The 14068-nt window shown below is 33.7% G+C and carries 16 protein-coding genes, 1 pseudogene and 1 riboswitch; of the genes and pseudogenes, 10 read left to right on the top strand and 7 right to left on the bottom strand.

Annotated features, from left to right (window positions below):
• Positions 1-155 precede the first annotated feature (155 nt).
• From CQZ94_RS14115 to CQZ94_RS14130, 4 genes are all read right to left on the bottom strand, one after another.
• On the bottom strand, positions 156-1385 hold the full coding sequence (locus CQZ94_RS14115; RefSeq protein ID WP_105585905.1) for a helix-turn-helix domain-containing protein: 1230 nt from the start codon (positions 1383-1385) through the stop codon (positions 156-158).
• Between the two features lie 625 nt (positions 1386-2010).
• Positions 2011-2394: a hypothetical protein gene (locus CQZ94_RS14120; RefSeq protein ID WP_105585906.1), complete on the bottom strand. Its 384-nt coding sequence runs from the start codon at positions 2392-2394 to the stop codon at positions 2011-2013.
• A gap of 49 nt (positions 2395-2443) precedes the next feature.
• Positions 2444-2914: a hypothetical protein gene (locus CQZ94_RS14125; protein ID WP_105585907.1), complete on the bottom strand. Its 471-nt coding sequence runs from the start codon at positions 2912-2914 to the stop codon at positions 2444-2446.
• Between the two features lie 52 nt (positions 2915-2966).
• Positions 2967-3425 carry a helix-turn-helix transcriptional regulator gene (locus CQZ94_RS14130; RefSeq protein ID WP_105585908.1) on the bottom strand — a complete coding sequence of 153 codons (459 nt, stop codon included), beginning with the start codon at positions 3423-3425 and terminating at the stop codon, positions 2967-2969.
• A gap of 61 nt (positions 3426-3486) precedes the next feature.
• Here CQZ94_RS14130 and CQZ94_RS32565 point away from each other — a divergent pair.
• A pseudogene (locus CQZ94_RS32565) lies at positions 3487-3605 on the top strand (DUF7003 family protein); the annotation flags it as partial.
• Between the two features lie 29 nt (positions 3606-3634).
• A complete protein-coding gene (locus CQZ94_RS14135; protein WP_105585909.1) occupies positions 3635-4144 on the top strand; it encodes a DUF2199 domain-containing protein in 510 nt (169 codons plus the stop codon).
• 42 nt (positions 4145-4186) lie between these two features.
• On the opposite strand, the gene CQZ94_RS14140 is transcribed toward CQZ94_RS14135, so the two are convergent.
• Both CQZ94_RS14140 and hpt read right to left on the bottom strand, forming a co-directional pair.
• Positions 4187-5089, bottom strand: a complete 903-nt coding sequence (locus tag CQZ94_RS14140; protein WP_105585910.1) for a diacylglycerol/lipid kinase family protein — start codon at positions 5087-5089, stop codon at positions 4187-4189.
• Between the two features lie 149 nt (positions 5090-5238).
• Positions 5239-5766 (bottom strand): hypoxanthine phosphoribosyltransferase, encoded by a 528-nt coding sequence (gene hpt, locus CQZ94_RS14145; protein ID WP_105585911.1) that lies wholly within the window; start codon positions 5764-5766, stop codon positions 5239-5241.
• A 161-nt stretch (positions 5767-5927) separates the two neighbouring features.
• Between hpt and CQZ94_RS14150 the strand changes: the two genes are divergently transcribed.
• From CQZ94_RS14150 to CQZ94_RS14175, 6 genes are all read left to right on the top strand, one after another.
• Positions 5928-6143, top strand: coding sequence for a hypothetical protein (locus CQZ94_RS14150; RefSeq protein WP_142395839.1), 216 nt, complete (start codon positions 5928-5930; stop codon positions 6141-6143).
• A 185-nt stretch (positions 6144-6328) separates the two neighbouring features.
• Positions 6329-6661, top strand: a complete 333-nt coding sequence (locus CQZ94_RS14155) for a hypothetical protein (RefSeq protein ID WP_105585913.1) — start codon at positions 6329-6331, stop codon at positions 6659-6661.
• 179 nt (positions 6662-6840) lie between these two features.
• A complete protein-coding gene (locus CQZ94_RS14160; protein WP_105585914.1) occupies positions 6841-7335 on the top strand; it encodes an LPXTG cell wall anchor domain-containing protein in 495 nt (164 codons plus the stop codon).
• 95 nt (positions 7336-7430) lie between these two features.
• Positions 7431-8051, top strand: coding sequence for a class D sortase (locus CQZ94_RS14165; protein WP_105585915.1), 621 nt, complete (start codon positions 7431-7433; stop codon positions 8049-8051).
• A 47-nt stretch (positions 8052-8098) separates the two neighbouring features.
• Positions 8099-8788, top strand: coding sequence for a response regulator transcription factor (locus CQZ94_RS14170; RefSeq protein WP_105585916.1), 690 nt, complete (start codon positions 8099-8101; stop codon positions 8786-8788).
• Positions 8785-10647: a sensor histidine kinase gene (locus CQZ94_RS14175; RefSeq protein ID WP_105585917.1), complete on the top strand. Its 1863-nt coding sequence runs from the start codon at positions 8785-8787 to the stop codon at positions 10645-10647. Before CQZ94_RS14170 ends, CQZ94_RS14175 begins: the two co-directional genes overlap by 4 nt.
• Before the next feature lie 221 nt (positions 10648-10868).
• Here CQZ94_RS14175 and thiT read toward each other — a convergent pair whose 3' ends face one another.
• Positions 10869-11492 carry an energy-coupled thiamine transporter ThiT gene (gene thiT, locus CQZ94_RS14180; protein ID WP_181149501.1) on the bottom strand — a complete coding sequence of 208 codons (624 nt, stop codon included), beginning with the start codon at positions 11490-11492 and terminating at the stop codon, positions 10869-10871.
• A 65-nt stretch (positions 11493-11557) separates the two neighbouring features.
• Positions 11558-11659, bottom strand: a riboswitch (TPP riboswitch).
• Between the two features lie 194 nt (positions 11660-11853).
• Here thiT and CQZ94_RS14185 point away from each other — a divergent pair.
• On the top strand, positions 11854-12081 hold the full coding sequence (locus CQZ94_RS14185; RefSeq protein ID WP_071744389.1) for a FeoA family protein: 228 nt from the start codon (positions 11854-11856) through the stop codon (positions 12079-12081).
• Positions 12078-14066, top strand: a complete 1989-nt coding sequence (gene feoB / locus CQZ94_RS14190; RefSeq protein WP_105585919.1) for a ferrous iron transport protein B — start codon at positions 12078-12080, stop codon at positions 14064-14066. Before CQZ94_RS14185 ends, feoB begins: the two co-directional genes overlap by 4 nt.
• Positions 14067-14068: the final 2 nt, after the last annotated feature.

Genomic DNA, 14068 nt, shown 5'->3' on the forward strand with positions numbered 1-14068 from the left:
GAAGGAGAATAAAGGTATGGAAAGATTAGAAGAGTATAAAATCGAGGTACATGTTTATTAAATTAAGAAGAAATAAATCGTGATGGTATTACTAATTGAATGGATGAAGGTGAGCTAGTATTCCATCTATCTCACCTCATGTTAAGAAGGTGTTGTTATATTACAGTATGATTTTCACGATATTGTCTAGGAGTCATACTAGTTATTTTTTTGAAAACCCTTGTGAAATAACTTTGATCATTAAAATTAAGCCAGGTACAAATATCTGATAATGGGTAGGTCGTTAATGTTAATAACTTTTTTGCTTCTTCTACTCGCTCTCTCTGAATATATTCACTTAAAGGAATTCCCACTTCTCTTTTAAACAATTTAGATAAATAGGTAGGAGAAATATGTAAAAGGTTAGCAAGGTCATTGAGAGATATATCGTCGTAAATATGTTTGTGAATATGATTTAGGCATGTAGTTATTGAATTAGAATATGCTTGATTACTATATTCTTTAACACGTTCTGCGAAAGTACATAATGCATCTTCAATTAATCTATTTACGGAGTACATGTTATCTAGTTTTTCAATGGTTTGGATATATAAAGTACCAAGTGAAAAAGCAATATCTGATGGAAGATTACCCTCTATCGCATATCGAATAGCTAGAGTAATTGCGATAATACCATTATTTTTTTGGTTTCTGAGTTGATCTCCTTTTGATGAAATTGCCGCGTCTTCTTGTGGGAATGAATACGCATATTGTATTACTTTTTCTTTATTTCCTTCTTTAATTGCTGAAAAAAATTTACGTTCTAATGACATGTTGTAATTTTTAGGGTCATTCCGCCGGCGTTTTGAAATATATAAATCGGGATTTACAATTTTATAAGAAACATCCTCTAGAACTTTGTTTTTTTCCCACACAATATCTATATCTAATTTTTCATTGAAAATTACGTAATGTAACCAAATGCTTATATCAATGAGAGTACTTTTTTTAATCTCAGGTAGAAACTGATAGTAGTCTATTCCTTGTTGCATTTTATTATTAATGTTGGAATACTCCATAAGTTTGATAGCCATTTCATCTGATACTTTTGGATAGGTAGTGGGTCCGATTATAATTGTTCCTTTTATATGTTCATGATTTGTTATATGAATGATAACGAAATTCTCAAGATACTTATTCCCTTTAAGAATTGGAAAGTTACAGGGAGCGTTTTCTTGATAAATCTCACCAAGATGTTCTTCTTTAGAAGAATAAAAAGGACTACAAATAGTATTAGAAGTAGATTCATATAAGATTTTTCTATTAGTAGATAAAAATTGAATAGGTACATGAAAGGTTCTATGTACAAGATCACATAAGTATTGTAGGTCGATGGGATTATTCATTATTTTCTATCTCCTCCTTTTAATTAGGTCGTAAAACACCACATATTAATACCTAGATTTATCTTTTCCTCTGCAAGATGTAAATTTCCTAGTATCTAATTGTTCAAGCGTATTTAGCTATTCTTATTTAGTTGAACAAAAAGGATTACATATATTTCTGTTTGTAGATAAAAAACGAATAGGAACTGAAAATGATTTATGTATTATTTCACATTAGACGTAGCCATGGTGTTTCTTCTTTTAAAAACTAAATTCATTAATGTACTATTAGTTAAAAGTTTATCCAGCAAAAACGATTGGTAAGGGCCAATAATTAGTAAGGGATGAGGAAAATCCTCACTAATTAAAGTTTTAACTTATTTAATATCCATTATATCAAATAAATAAATTTATTAAGGGTAGATATTTATAAAATTAGGAACACAAAATATTTCATGTATAAGAACAAACACACATTGAAAGTATTGTAGCAGTGGCGATAAAGTAGGGCGTGTATTTGTATAGGCAAAAAAGGAGTACAGTGATGAGTAAATATCCAGAATAAAGGCCTAAGTTTATTGAGAGTAGTGTAAAAGATTAGAACAAAAAGAAGGAGAGTTATTCTGTAGAATAACTCTCCTTCTTTTTAATGTAATGGTTTTTCCGTAGATAGATCAGGCTTTGTTTGAAAAACGATTATATAAATAGTTAATATAATTGTATTGATCAGATTGGCTAATATAGTCATTAAATCACTTGATGGAATGAGGAGAACAAAGATTGAAAGTACGGCAGAAGCAAGTGGAATGAACTTTTGTAGAGTAGTTAACTCTCCATCTTTATGAAGCTTCGAAGACTTAAAGAAGCTAATTAAGAAAATAAAGGATGTAAATAATAATCCTAAATAGCCCCAACCATCTTCAATATACCAAGGTAAAAAGCTCATTCGTGATGTGAAAATAAAAAGATTTAATATTAACATGCTAATCATTAACATATTTAATATAGTGATATTTGTCTGTTTTTTCACTTGAATTACACTCCGATGTTTATTTGTTTTTTATAGATTATAGTATCAATTAACGCTTAGTGAATTGATTTAATTCTTGTAATTCCTTTTCTTTAAAGGAATTAAAGTTGCTCTTTTCAACTTTATAAATCTCTTCTTTTATAAGATCTGCTTTATATTGAGCATCTAAAAATTGAATCTCTTTATCCCAAACTTTGATACTTAATTGAAGGCATTTTTCTCGCTGATTAGTTGGTAAATCCTCTAGATGTTTCGGTTCTTTATGTGGATCTTTTGTATTATCAACACGAATTCCATAACTTAGTTCTAATTCACTTAATTGGTTATATAATTCATCTAACTCTTCTCGTTGTTTCATTATTGAATTGACTTCTGAGCTTGTGATAGTAGGATTAGTTAATTTGAAATGAGCTAGTTCCGCTGCATAAGCCTCAGTTTTTGTACCTGTATTTGCAAACACAACAGTGGATACTCCCATTAGTAGGCCAAGGGATAACGTTGTAATAATTATTTTTTTCATATCATTTTATTCCTTTCATTGTTTAGTATAAATAAAATGTTTTTCGATCTCTTTATTGAGACGTTTTTGCCATTTCCATAAATTTTTCTTCAATTTCATCCAATTCGAATGAATGACATATTCTGTGGTCTTCTTTATCTAAAATTCTATAGTGTTGAGATAGAATATTTTGTTGTATTTTATAACCGTTTACTTCTTTTATTTGTCGCCACCATACCTTTCCTCCTAAAGTCTTCGGGAAGTTAGTGTTGTAATGTGTAAAAGCAATCGTTTTTATAATTTCATTCACATCATCTCCGAATGTCATCTGGACTGTATTGCTCTGTTCAAAGAGTGTTACGACGCAAACTGCGCCTGCCCATGTGAGGGTGCGTCTACCCTTTTCAATTTCTACTAACGTTTTCTTTGATAAACCAATAATCTCTGACATTTTATCCTGTGATAAATCGCTCTCAACACGAATGAGTTTTAATTTTGAATTGACGAGTTCAATAAATTCTTGCTTATCCATAATGTATCTCCTTCTTTCTTGTAGTGTAAATTTACACTAAACGTGTAAATTTGTCAATGATAGTGAAAATGAATTTTTCCAATCAGTAGCTGCTGCAATAGAGAAGAAAGATCCAAGTGTTATTGTGAATAAGGATTCTAATACACATTGAAAAATTGGATGGATTTTGAGTGTGAATGAAATTTAAAGGATAGGAGAACTCATAATAGATGAAAAGAAGAAGAAAGTCCGGAGAAAAGATACAAATGAGCCGCTTTACACTCCCTTTATGTTACGGAAGTGAAGCACCATATTATTATTACGAGGTAGAGCCTTATGAAAGAGAGGGACGCTTCCATTTAACATCAGATCTTTGCGTAATGGACGATGAAAATTACTTTATTAGGGGATGTTTAGAGCTTCCTATAATTGATTACCATGAAAGTTTTATCTGGACTGTGTGGGTATCACTTAGTAAAGAAAGTTATGATAAAGTACTAGAAAAGTGGGATGAAAGAGGACGAGAAAATAGTGATCCTTATTTTGGCTGGTTATCTGTAGAAATACCAGTTTATTCAGAAACACTAAATTTAAAGACAAATATACATATAAGAGAAGTTGGAATGGCTCCGTTCATCGAATTAGAACCGACTGATCATCCTCTTGCGCTGGAACAAAGAAATGGAATTACTTTAGAGAGAGTTAAAGAAATACAAGAAATTATACAACGACATAATTAGATTAGAAGAGAAAAAACGAGTGATATCACTCGTTTTTTTTTATTACACAACATTAGGATTATAAATCATTGTAAAGTGCCCTTGTAACAATTCAATATGACAAGGTGTATGAAGGGAACTTTCTCCATCTGTATCTACTTCTTTTTCTTCTTCTGTTTCAATATGAATGGATTTTGCTTTTACGTGGAAGATGTCATTTTCATTTGAGTCTTCAAATAATTTCTTTCCGATATAATCTTTAAACGCCTGGATGCCTGTTGATTTTACGACGAAAATATCAAGTGTTCCGTCATCACATTTTACGTTCGGAATAAAGGAAGGAATACCACCGAGATATTCACCGTTTCCAACCATAACAAGGACAGCTTCGTCTTCATATACTTGCCCGTCGTAAGTGATTTTTACTGGGAATGTTTCAGCATTTTTTACAGTTCGAATTGTGCTTAAATAGTAACCAATTTTACCAAGCTTTGCTTTCTCTTCTGCATCGATATTGTTTGATACTTCAGAGACGAGTCCAATACCCCAAAAGTTTAAGAAGTGTTGTCCATTTGCTTTTGCGACATCAATTGGTTTTACATGTCCTTTTGTAATGAGTTTTGCTGCTTCTGCAATATTTTGCGGAACACCAAGTGTGCGAGAGAAGTCGTTGCAAGTTCCGCCTGGAATGATTGCAAGTGTAGGTCTAGTTTCAAGAGGGGCTAAGCCATTTGTGCATTCAAATACAGTTCCGTCACCACCGAAGACGATAATTAAATCTACTTTACTAGCAAACTCCTGACAATATTTTGTTGCATCACCTTGTTGTTTCGTATGTAGGATGCGTAGATCAGGAAAGGCCGTAGCAAGAGGTGGTACGATTTTCGTTAAGTTCGTATGTAAATCGCCTTGTCCTGCTTTCGGATTTACGATGAGGAGTACTTTTTTAAATTTTGTCTTTGTCATTCTTCATCTCTCCCTTTGTTTTTATAAATTACGATAGAAATAAAACTTCCACCAATAATGCATGGAAGCTTATTTGATCCCGCTATTTGCGGGCCAATAATCATTGGGGATGGACAAAATCCAATGATTATTGTTTCACTTTATTGTAATTAGTCTGTTACAACTGAAGCGATAAATGGTAAGTTACGATATTTTTCTGCGCAGTCGATACCGTAGCCAACGATAAATTCGTCTGGAATTTGGAAGCCAACATATTCAGCTTTTAAGTCCACTTTACGACGCTCAGGTTTATCAAGTAACGTACAGAATTTCAATGCTTTTGGTTTATGCATAAAGAAGTGATCTTTTAAGAAGTGAAGTGTTAAACCAGAATCGATAATGTCTTCTACGACAATTACGTTTTTTCCAGTAATGTTTACATCGATATCTTTTAATAGTTTTACTTTTCCAGTTGTTTCTGTTTGATTTCCGTAGCTAGATGCAGCGATAAAGTCGATAGTTAATTCGTTTTTAATATGACGAATTAAATCAGCAGCGAATACGAAAGATCCTTTTAATACAGCGATTACAACGATTTCTTCTCCTTCAAAATCACGTTCGATTTGAAGCGCTAGTTCTTTTACTTTTTCTTGTAATTGTTCTTCAGAAATTAAAGTGTCTTTTATTTCAATATTCATTGGAGTCCTCCTACAGTGTAAAACTTGTGAACATTTCGACTGTAAAGGATAGAAAGAAAAAAGTCAAAGAAGATATAAGGTTTTTACAGAAATCCCCACAAAATAGTCATATGATATGATATACTGATTACATTGAGAAAACGCTTCCATAAAGGGTGATTATGATGAAAAAGAAACAGTATACAAGTGTAACATTTATAAAAGCATTGCTTTTAACAATTGTTCTTGGTATGTTGGCCTACATAATTGATGTACCTGCAATTCGCATTTCACTAATTGGAATGGCTTTAGTATTAGGTGCAATTTCCCATGGTATGATGTCGCAGCTGCAAGAGGCTGGACTTGATGATATGAAAGATCCTATAGATAAGAAATGAGAAACCTTCACGTATATAGAGTGAAGGTTTTTTCGTTTCTTACAAAAATGTAAGGTGATTTGTAAGACAAATCGATAGTTGCATAGTAGTGTTTTGGATAAAATATAAGTGTAAGGTAAAAGGCAAGCATATTTTAGGTAAATTAAGTTTTAGGCACTCTATATGTGAAAAAGGAGTAGGAAGGTATGGAGAAACATTGGACGACCTTTTCTTTTTTAGCAACTAGTAACACCGTAATGCTAGCTGGAGAAACGGATTTTTTGCAGATGTTTGATCGAGAAGACGATCATTCTTCTTCTAAATTTACAATGAAATGGAGTAAGTGGAGCGATAGTTGTAAATTGGAAGAAGAGGCCCCTAACGACAGGCAAAAAATTATTTTAACAAATCCTATTAAAGCATGGGTCGTTCAATGTCGTAAGTGTAACGTCAAAAATCACTTCAAGAAAACTGAGCCGAGACAATTAGTTATCACTCCGGCCCTTTCTACTTCTCACTCACGCGAAAGTAACAAATAAATATCGAGACACACACCCGAAAAAACATCGTATATATTACGGTGTTTTTTTATTTTTCTAAAATGAAATCTTTAAATGAAATATATTTCATCTGCATCTTATATTTACATCTGTTGTTTATTCTAGTAATACATCCGGTGCGATGTGATGTGAATAAAGTATAAAAGGAGAGAAATAAAATGAAAAAAAAACTATTACCAATTTGTGCAATGGCACTTTTAACAGTAGGATATTCTTCAGTAGCGAGCGCTTCTACTGGAACGTTAACAAAAGAAGAAGCGGCGCAAGTGCAGCAAGATGCAGCGAAAAAAGAAGAAGCAATTAAGGCCGGGCAAAAGAATGAAGTAGAGAAAAAGGAAGCAGCACAAGTACAAGAAAAAAGTGATATGGCTAAAAAAGAGGAAGCAATAAAAGCCGGGCAAAAGAATGATACAGCTAAAAAAGAAGTAGCGCCACAAGTGCAAGAAAAGGAAGCTCTTGCAAAAAAAGAAGCAGCAATTCAGGCCGGGCAAAAGAATGATGTAGCGAAAAAGGAAATAGCAAAACCAGCTGTAAAGGGAGAGAAATTACCAAATACAGCATCAAATAATGTAGCAATGATGGCATTAAGTGCATGTCTTGTAGCAATAGGCACATTATTTGGATTGAATCGTCGTAATAAAGTGAAGGCATAAAAATAAAATCTTTATTAGCCTATAAAGAATGGGATAATTTCATATATTAAAAATGGTAGGATGTCCCTACCATTTTTTGCATGGAGGGATTAACAGTGACGATTCTAAATCGTATTGGGTTTACGTTAATGATAGTAGGTCTATTAATGGGAGCTTATTATTCTTTTGAATGGTATAAAGGAAAAAGTTCTGCACAAGATTTGACGACGGAAGAGATTAAAAATTTTGAGCAGCAAACATCCAAGCAGCATTCTAGCGAAGTACCAGTAAACGCGCAAATACCTTCTTCTCAAATACAACATAAAGAAGGAGAAAAGGTAGCAATGTTAAATATACCGAAAATAAAGAAGAAGTTTTCTATATATTGGGGAGCGAATGATGCAACTTTGAAAAAAGGAGTTGGTATGTTCGTTAGTGATTTAACGACAACGCCATCTGGAGGAGGACATACTGTACTGAGTGGGCATCGAGATACTGTATTTACAGATTTAGGGGAGCTAAAAGAAAAGGATAACCTTATTTTGGAGTATGATAATAAAACTTACACATACGAAATTCAAAAGACATGGATTACACATGCGGATGATCGCACTGTTATTGTGAAAAAAGAAGAACCGACATTAACATTGACGACTTGCTATCCATTTGATTATATAGGGGATGCACCGGATCGATATATTATCGAGGCAAAGTTAATTACGAGCAATTCAAAATAAAATTATAAAATGCTATCTAATTAAAATGAGAGGGGGAGGCATAGAGTATGTCAAAAAACATTTTAATTGTTGAAGATGAAGATATTTTACGTGAAATATTAAAGGATTACTTTTTGAGTGAACAATATAAAGTACTTGAAGCGAGGGACGGGAAAGAGGCTTTAGTTTTATTTGAAGAAGAAGAGGTTGATTTAGTTATTCTTGATATTATGTTGCCAGAACTTGATGGTTGGTCTGTTTGCCGAAGGATTCGTAAGACGTCCCAAGTTCCAATTATTATGCTGACGGCACGTGTAGATGAAGATGATACGTTACTTGGGTTTGAGCTTGGGGCAGATGATTATGTTGCGAAACCATATAGTCCGCCTATTTTATTAGCGAGAGCGAAAAGGTTGTTAGAAAGTAGAAAAGCAAAAAAGAAACCTTTAGAGAATGAAGATGACACGTTATCAATTCATGGCATTCATGTCCATTTTCCGTCACGTACTGTTACTGTTGATGAGGCAGACATTAGTTTAACACATACAGAGTTTGAAATATTAGTGTATTTCATGAAAAACCAAGGAATTGTACTAACAAGAGAACAATTAATTTCAAGAATTTGGGGATATGAGTTTGCTGGTGATGATCGAACGGTTAATAGCCATATTCGTAATTTGCGAAATAAATTAGGAGAGAAAGCAAAGCACATTACAACTGTAGTGCGAACTGGTTATAAATTCGAGGGGAACATATGAGAAAAGGGATTGTACTTAAATTATTTACCCTTACAACAGCCTTATGTATGTTGATTTTAGCGACGATATTTATTGGACAAACGATATTTTTTAAACAATATTATGCAAATCGAAAAGTGGAAGATATTAAAGTGAATTTAGATTCCTTTGTAAAGAATTATTTAAATCATGCCGAAAGTGCAGAAGAAATTCAGAAACTGGAGCAAGATTTTTTAAGCGAAAATAATACATGGATTACGACATTAGATCAGAATGGGAATTTAAAACATGCGGATGATTTTTATTTTGAGGTAACGATAGACCGTAAGCAACAGAAGAGCTTTGGACAACAAATAATCATGATTCCCTTATACAATCTCATCAATATAGAAGAGATTGATAATAAACCGTCAAATCAGTTTTTAGACCAAGAAATTAATTTTTCTGGAGTGAAAAAAGAAGATAGTTTTATTCCATTTTCTTTCGCGTTAGGCAAGGGGAATTTAAGTGGATCTAATAAACCGTTAGAAAAAAAAATCAGTGAGATTCGAGAAGAGAAGGAAAAAAAGAAAGCGGACCAAGAACCACTTGTTAAGGAAAAGAAGCAAGTTACTCAAGAACAGGCTGCTCAAGAACGAGCTAATCAGGAACAGGGTGCTAAGATAGACGGGCGTGTTACGAAAGTACAGTTACCCGATGTAAAAGGTCCTGTGAATCCAATTTATAAAAATAGTTTATTCTTAGATAGCATAAAGGAATTTCAAACTGATTTATTATTAAAAGAGAGCAATCACATACAGTATTCAACACAAATAGTGGATTATGAAAAAAATGATATAAAATATAAATTATTAATTAAACCAATAAAAGAAAAAGACGGATCGATAGCATATATATATGCGATGGCTTCTTTGCAGCCTGTAGATGAGGCTGTACAAATGGTGCAAGATTATTACATCTATATTGTTGCGTTTGTAGTCGTTCTCATTTTTCTAGCTTCGTTCTATTACTCAAAACAAATCGCAAAACCGTTACTAAAAATAAATGATACAACAAAGAAAATAGCGCATTTAGATTTTACAGAAAAAATTCCGATTACTTCAAAAGATGAGATTGGTGATTTATCAAAAAATATTAATACACTATCTAATAAGCTACATTCACATATTGGACAGTTAGAACAAGATATTGAAAAAGAAAGAAAGTTAGAAAACACAAGGAAAGAATTTATTGCAGGTGTATCGCATGAACTAAAAACGCCGCTGAGTATTATGAAAAGCTGTATTTCCATTTTAAAAGATGGGGTAGCTGAACATAAGAAAGACTACTATTTTCAGGCGATGGAAAAAGAAGTAGACAAGATGGATATACTAATTTTGGATATGCTTGAATTAGCTAAATTTGAGTCTGGCACATATAACATGAAGATGGATTCGTTCTATATCGATGGAGTGATTGAAGAAATATGTGAACAGCTTTCATCGGAGATAGAGAAAAAAGAACTGAGTGTGCACAAACATATATGTCCAGCAGAAGTGATTGGAAATCAAAATAGAATTGAACAAGTAATTGTGAATTTTATTACGAATGCAATACGTTATACACCAGATAAAAAAGATATCATTATTTCCGCAATAGATGAGAAGAATCATATAAAAGTGTGTATTGAAAATAAGGGTGCCCACATTGAAGAAGAACAATTAGATAAAATTTGGGATCGTTTTTATCGAGTAGATGCGGCACGGAAACGTTCACAAGGTGGAACCGGGCTTGGCCTTGCGATTTCAAAAAACATTTTAGAGCTGCACAATGCTGAATATGGGGTCAAGAATACAGAAGATGGTGTGTTATTTTACTTCTACTTACCGAAAAAAGCGTAGACAATACATGTTACGCTTTTTTAATTTAATTTCATATTATCTTTACCTAATCTTTATTTTCAAACAGTATAATTTGGATAGAAAATGAGGTTATGTAAGGAGTAGATTAGCCGTGAATAGCAATTTACTAGGTGTGATGGTATTTATTTTCTTTTGTGCATTTATCGTATTTATTATTGATATTACTCATTGAGAGCTTTGATAAAAAAAAAGAGCGCTAATTAAGCGCCTTTTTTTTGTGAATTCATTTGATAAGCACCAATGCTTTTGAATAAGCGTGGTGAAGTTGTAAATAAAAGAATTAGTAATACAGTACATAATGTGAAAGAAGCGAGCATCGTACTACCGTTTACAATTAATGAATATAAGACGGCTGATTGCCCTTTTGGTGCATATTGGCCCCAAAAGATAATACCTGCAATAAAGTGCCAGAAATAACGTGCAAGGCTACCAATAAATGTAGCAAAGATAATATAAGCAATGGTTTTCTTTCTTTGATTATTCATTAATGTTTGCTGAATGGGCTTATAAAATAGTCCAGCAAATCCAATGAATGCGAAAGCAACGAAGTATTCAATTATTACTTGAATTGGTGTGACGATAATTGCATCTCCAACGACAATTTGCAATAATCCCCAAATTAAGCCGCCTAAGAAAGCCATTTTGAAACCCCAGCGGTATGCGATAATAAAAATAGGTATCATAGCAAATGAGATGGAACCGCCTGTTGGAAGTTTAAGTGATAATGGTAAAATATCGATAATCAAGGCGAAGGCTGCAAGAATAGCAGATTCGATCATCGCTTGTAAATTGGTGTTACGCATGTTGTCTCCCCCTAAATCCAAGTGACGCAAAAAAGAACATTATCATAGGAGGATACGAAATACGTAAATAAAAAAAGAGGTATGTATTTCGAACGTTTGCACAATCCCTGCGCTAGTATTAACTAACAGGTTCGAAGGGTCGGAACGAATTGTTCCCTCTCAGCGGTAAGGCTCCCCCTGTGATAACGAGATTCTTTATTTGCTATTGTTTATTGTAAGCGAAATGGATGAGAATGGCAAATGAACCTTGTATGACAATAAGTGAAATATAATTGTATTGAAATGTTAATAAATATGAAGCAAAAAGATATAGTCCAATTGAAATAGAGTATGATATAATTTGTTTGAAAATAATTATCATTCTCTTCTGAGGGGGAAGGTTATGAGCTTAGTAGATATTAAAATTGGTGAGAAAGTGTTAGTAAAAAGTATTCAGTCGTTAGATAATTTACTAAAGAGAAGACTGGCTGCTTTCGGTCTCGCGGAAGGAAGCGAACTTAGTCTGAAACAGAAAGCGATGTTTAAAGGTCCTTGTACATTGGAGTGTCGCGGACAGTTAATTAGTATTCGTCATTGTGACGCGAAAATGATAAAGGTGGAATTAGCGTGAATAAGGTAGCTTTGCTAGGGAATCCGAATACAGGGAAAACATCATTATTTAATGCACTTACTGGTTCTTATGAGTATGTAGGAAACTGGAGCGGTGTAACAGTAGAAAAAAAGGTTGGTAAATTAAAAGATAAGCAAGGAACATTAATTGATTTACCAGGCGTCTATGATTTGAATCCAGTTTCACGTGATGAAGGTGTCGTTACGAATTTTCTACTAACAGACGAATTTCATCATATGTTAAATATAGTGGATTCTTCACAATTTGAGCGAAATATGCATTTAACATTGCAATTACTTGAATTTGGTAAGCCAGTTTCAATTGGTTTAAATATGGTTGATGTGGCAAAGCAAAGAGGAATTGTGATTAATGTAAAAAGGTTATCAGAAATATTAGGTGTAACAGTCGTTCCTGTCATCGCAAGGACCGGAAAAGGCTGTGAAGAATTACTTACTACTCTTCATGAAGAGAAACAAAAAGAGAAAAAGCCATTCATTATTTCATATGGTGTACAAATGGATGAAGGAATCGGAGAGGTAATCGCTCTTTTAGAGACAGCGAATTATGAGCATCCGAGATGGTTAGCTCTTCAATTTCTAAGCAATAACGAAGTAGTAGAAAAAGAAATGAAAGCATTACCAATTTATAAGGAACTTATAGCCATTCGATCTCGTTTAGACGGAAAACTTGATTGTACGTTGGAGGAGCACATTTACAAAACTCGAGAAGCGTATATTGAAAAGTTAAAAACAAATGTCATGCAGCATGAGAAAGAAGGGAAAATTCCTTTTTCGGAAAAAATCGATAAGTTAATTACACATAAAATTTTAGGACTTCCAATCTTTTTAGCAGTTATGTTTTTTATTTTTCAGGTTACGTTTACGTGGATTGGTACGCCTTTATCTGATATGCTTGATGGATTTTTGGGCGGACAACTTACTGATTGGGTTACAGCTGGGCTCACAAGTGTTGGGGCTTCTGACTTTATTCAAGCACTCGTTACAGAAGGTATTATTGCGGGCGTTGGTGCAGTATTAGTATTCGTTCCACAAATCTTTGCACTATTCTTTTTCATCTCGCTATTAGAAGACTCGGGATATATGGCACGAATCGCAGTTGTTATGGATAGAATTATGGAGTTTTTCGGCTTAAACGGAAAAGCATTTATCCCAATGATTATCGGATTTGGATGTAACGTTCCAGGGATTATGGCAGCGAGAACGATTGAACAGGAAAAAGAACGTTTACTTACAATCCTTGTAACACCGTTTATGTCTTGTTCAGCACGTTTACCTGTATATGCATTATTTGCGGGAGTGTTCTTCCCTCATAGTCAGGCGACTGTTGTATTTTCTTTATATGTTGCAGGGATTGTTCTTGCATTACTCGTTACAAAAATTATGTCTCTTACTATTTTAAAAGCGGAAAAATCTATTTTCGTAATTGAATTACCTCCTTACCGTGTGCCGCAAGCGAAAACGTTATGGCTGAGCACGTGGGAGAAAGGTAAAGGATTTGTTCGTAAAGCAGGTACATTCATCTTCGGTGGTTCGGTTGTTATTTGGTTATTAAACTATGCAGGTCCATCAGGATTTGGTGTTGATATGGGAGATAGTTTCTTAGCGATGATTGGTGGATTTATCGCTCCACTATTCGCACCGCTCGGCTTTGGAACTTGGCAAGCTGGGGCATCCCTTTTAACAGGATTTTTGGCAAAAGAAGTTGTCGTTTCAACAATGGCGATTATTTATGCGGTTAAAGAAGATGTGCTAGGAAATGTAATGGGAGCACATTATACTGCTTTATCAGCGTACGCATTTATGTTCTTTGTTTTATTATATGTTCCGTGCTTAGCGACAGTAGCTGTCATTAAACGTGAAACTGGATCGGTGAAATGGACAATTTTCTCTGTCGTGTATCCATTAGTTGTTGCTTATGTATTAACGCTCATTATATACCAAGTTGGATCCTTACTCGGATTCTAGAA

This window comes from Bacillus sp. MYb209 (assembly GCF_002975175.1).
Lineage (GTDB): Bacteria > Bacillota > Bacilli > Bacillales > Bacillaceae_G > Bacillus_A.

What these genes read in the sequence shown, in the direction of transcription:
- CQZ94_RS14125 (WP_105585907.1), bottom strand. Translation starts at nt 2,914, where the DNA reads ATGAAAAAAATAATTATTACAACGTTATCCCTTGGCCTACTAATGGGA.
- CQZ94_RS14135 (WP_105585909.1), top strand. Translation starts at nt 3,635, where the DNA reads ATGAAAAGAAGAAGAAAGTCCGGAGAAAAGATACAAATGAGCCGCTTT.
- CQZ94_RS14170 (WP_105585916.1), top strand. Translation starts at nt 8,099, where the DNA reads ATGTCAAAAAACATTTTAATTGTTGAAGATGAAGATATTTTACGTGAA.
- CQZ94_RS14115 (WP_105585905.1), bottom strand. Translation starts at nt 1,385, where the DNA reads ATGAATAATCCCATCGACCTACAATACTTATGTGATCTTGTACATAGA.
- CQZ94_RS14160 (WP_105585914.1), top strand. Translation starts at nt 6,841, where the DNA reads ATGAAAAAAAAACTATTACCAATTTGTGCAATGGCACTTTTAACAGTA.
- CQZ94_RS14175 (WP_105585917.1), top strand. Translation starts at nt 8,785, where the DNA reads ATGAGAAAAGGGATTGTACTTAAATTATTTACCCTTACAACAGCCTTA.
- CQZ94_RS14155 (WP_105585913.1), top strand. Translation starts at nt 6,329, where the DNA reads ATGGAGAAACATTGGACGACCTTTTCTTTTTTAGCAACTAGTAACACC.
- hpt (WP_105585911.1), bottom strand. Translation starts at nt 5,766, where the DNA reads ATGAATATTGAAATAAAAGACACTTTAATTTCTGAAGAACAATTACAA.
- CQZ94_RS14185 (WP_071744389.1), top strand. Translation starts at nt 11,854, where the DNA reads ATGAGCTTAGTAGATATTAAAATTGGTGAGAAAGTGTTAGTAAAAAGT.
- CQZ94_RS14140 (WP_105585910.1), bottom strand. Translation starts at nt 5,089, where the DNA reads ATGACAAAGACAAAATTTAAAAAAGTACTCCTCATCGTAAATCCGAAA.
- CQZ94_RS14130 (WP_105585908.1), bottom strand. Translation starts at nt 3,425, where the DNA reads ATGGATAAGCAAGAATTTATTGAACTCGTCAATTCAAAATTAAAACTC.
- CQZ94_RS14150 (WP_142395839.1), top strand. Translation starts at nt 5,928, where the DNA reads ATGATGAAAAAGAAACAGTATACAAGTGTAACATTTATAAAAGCATTG.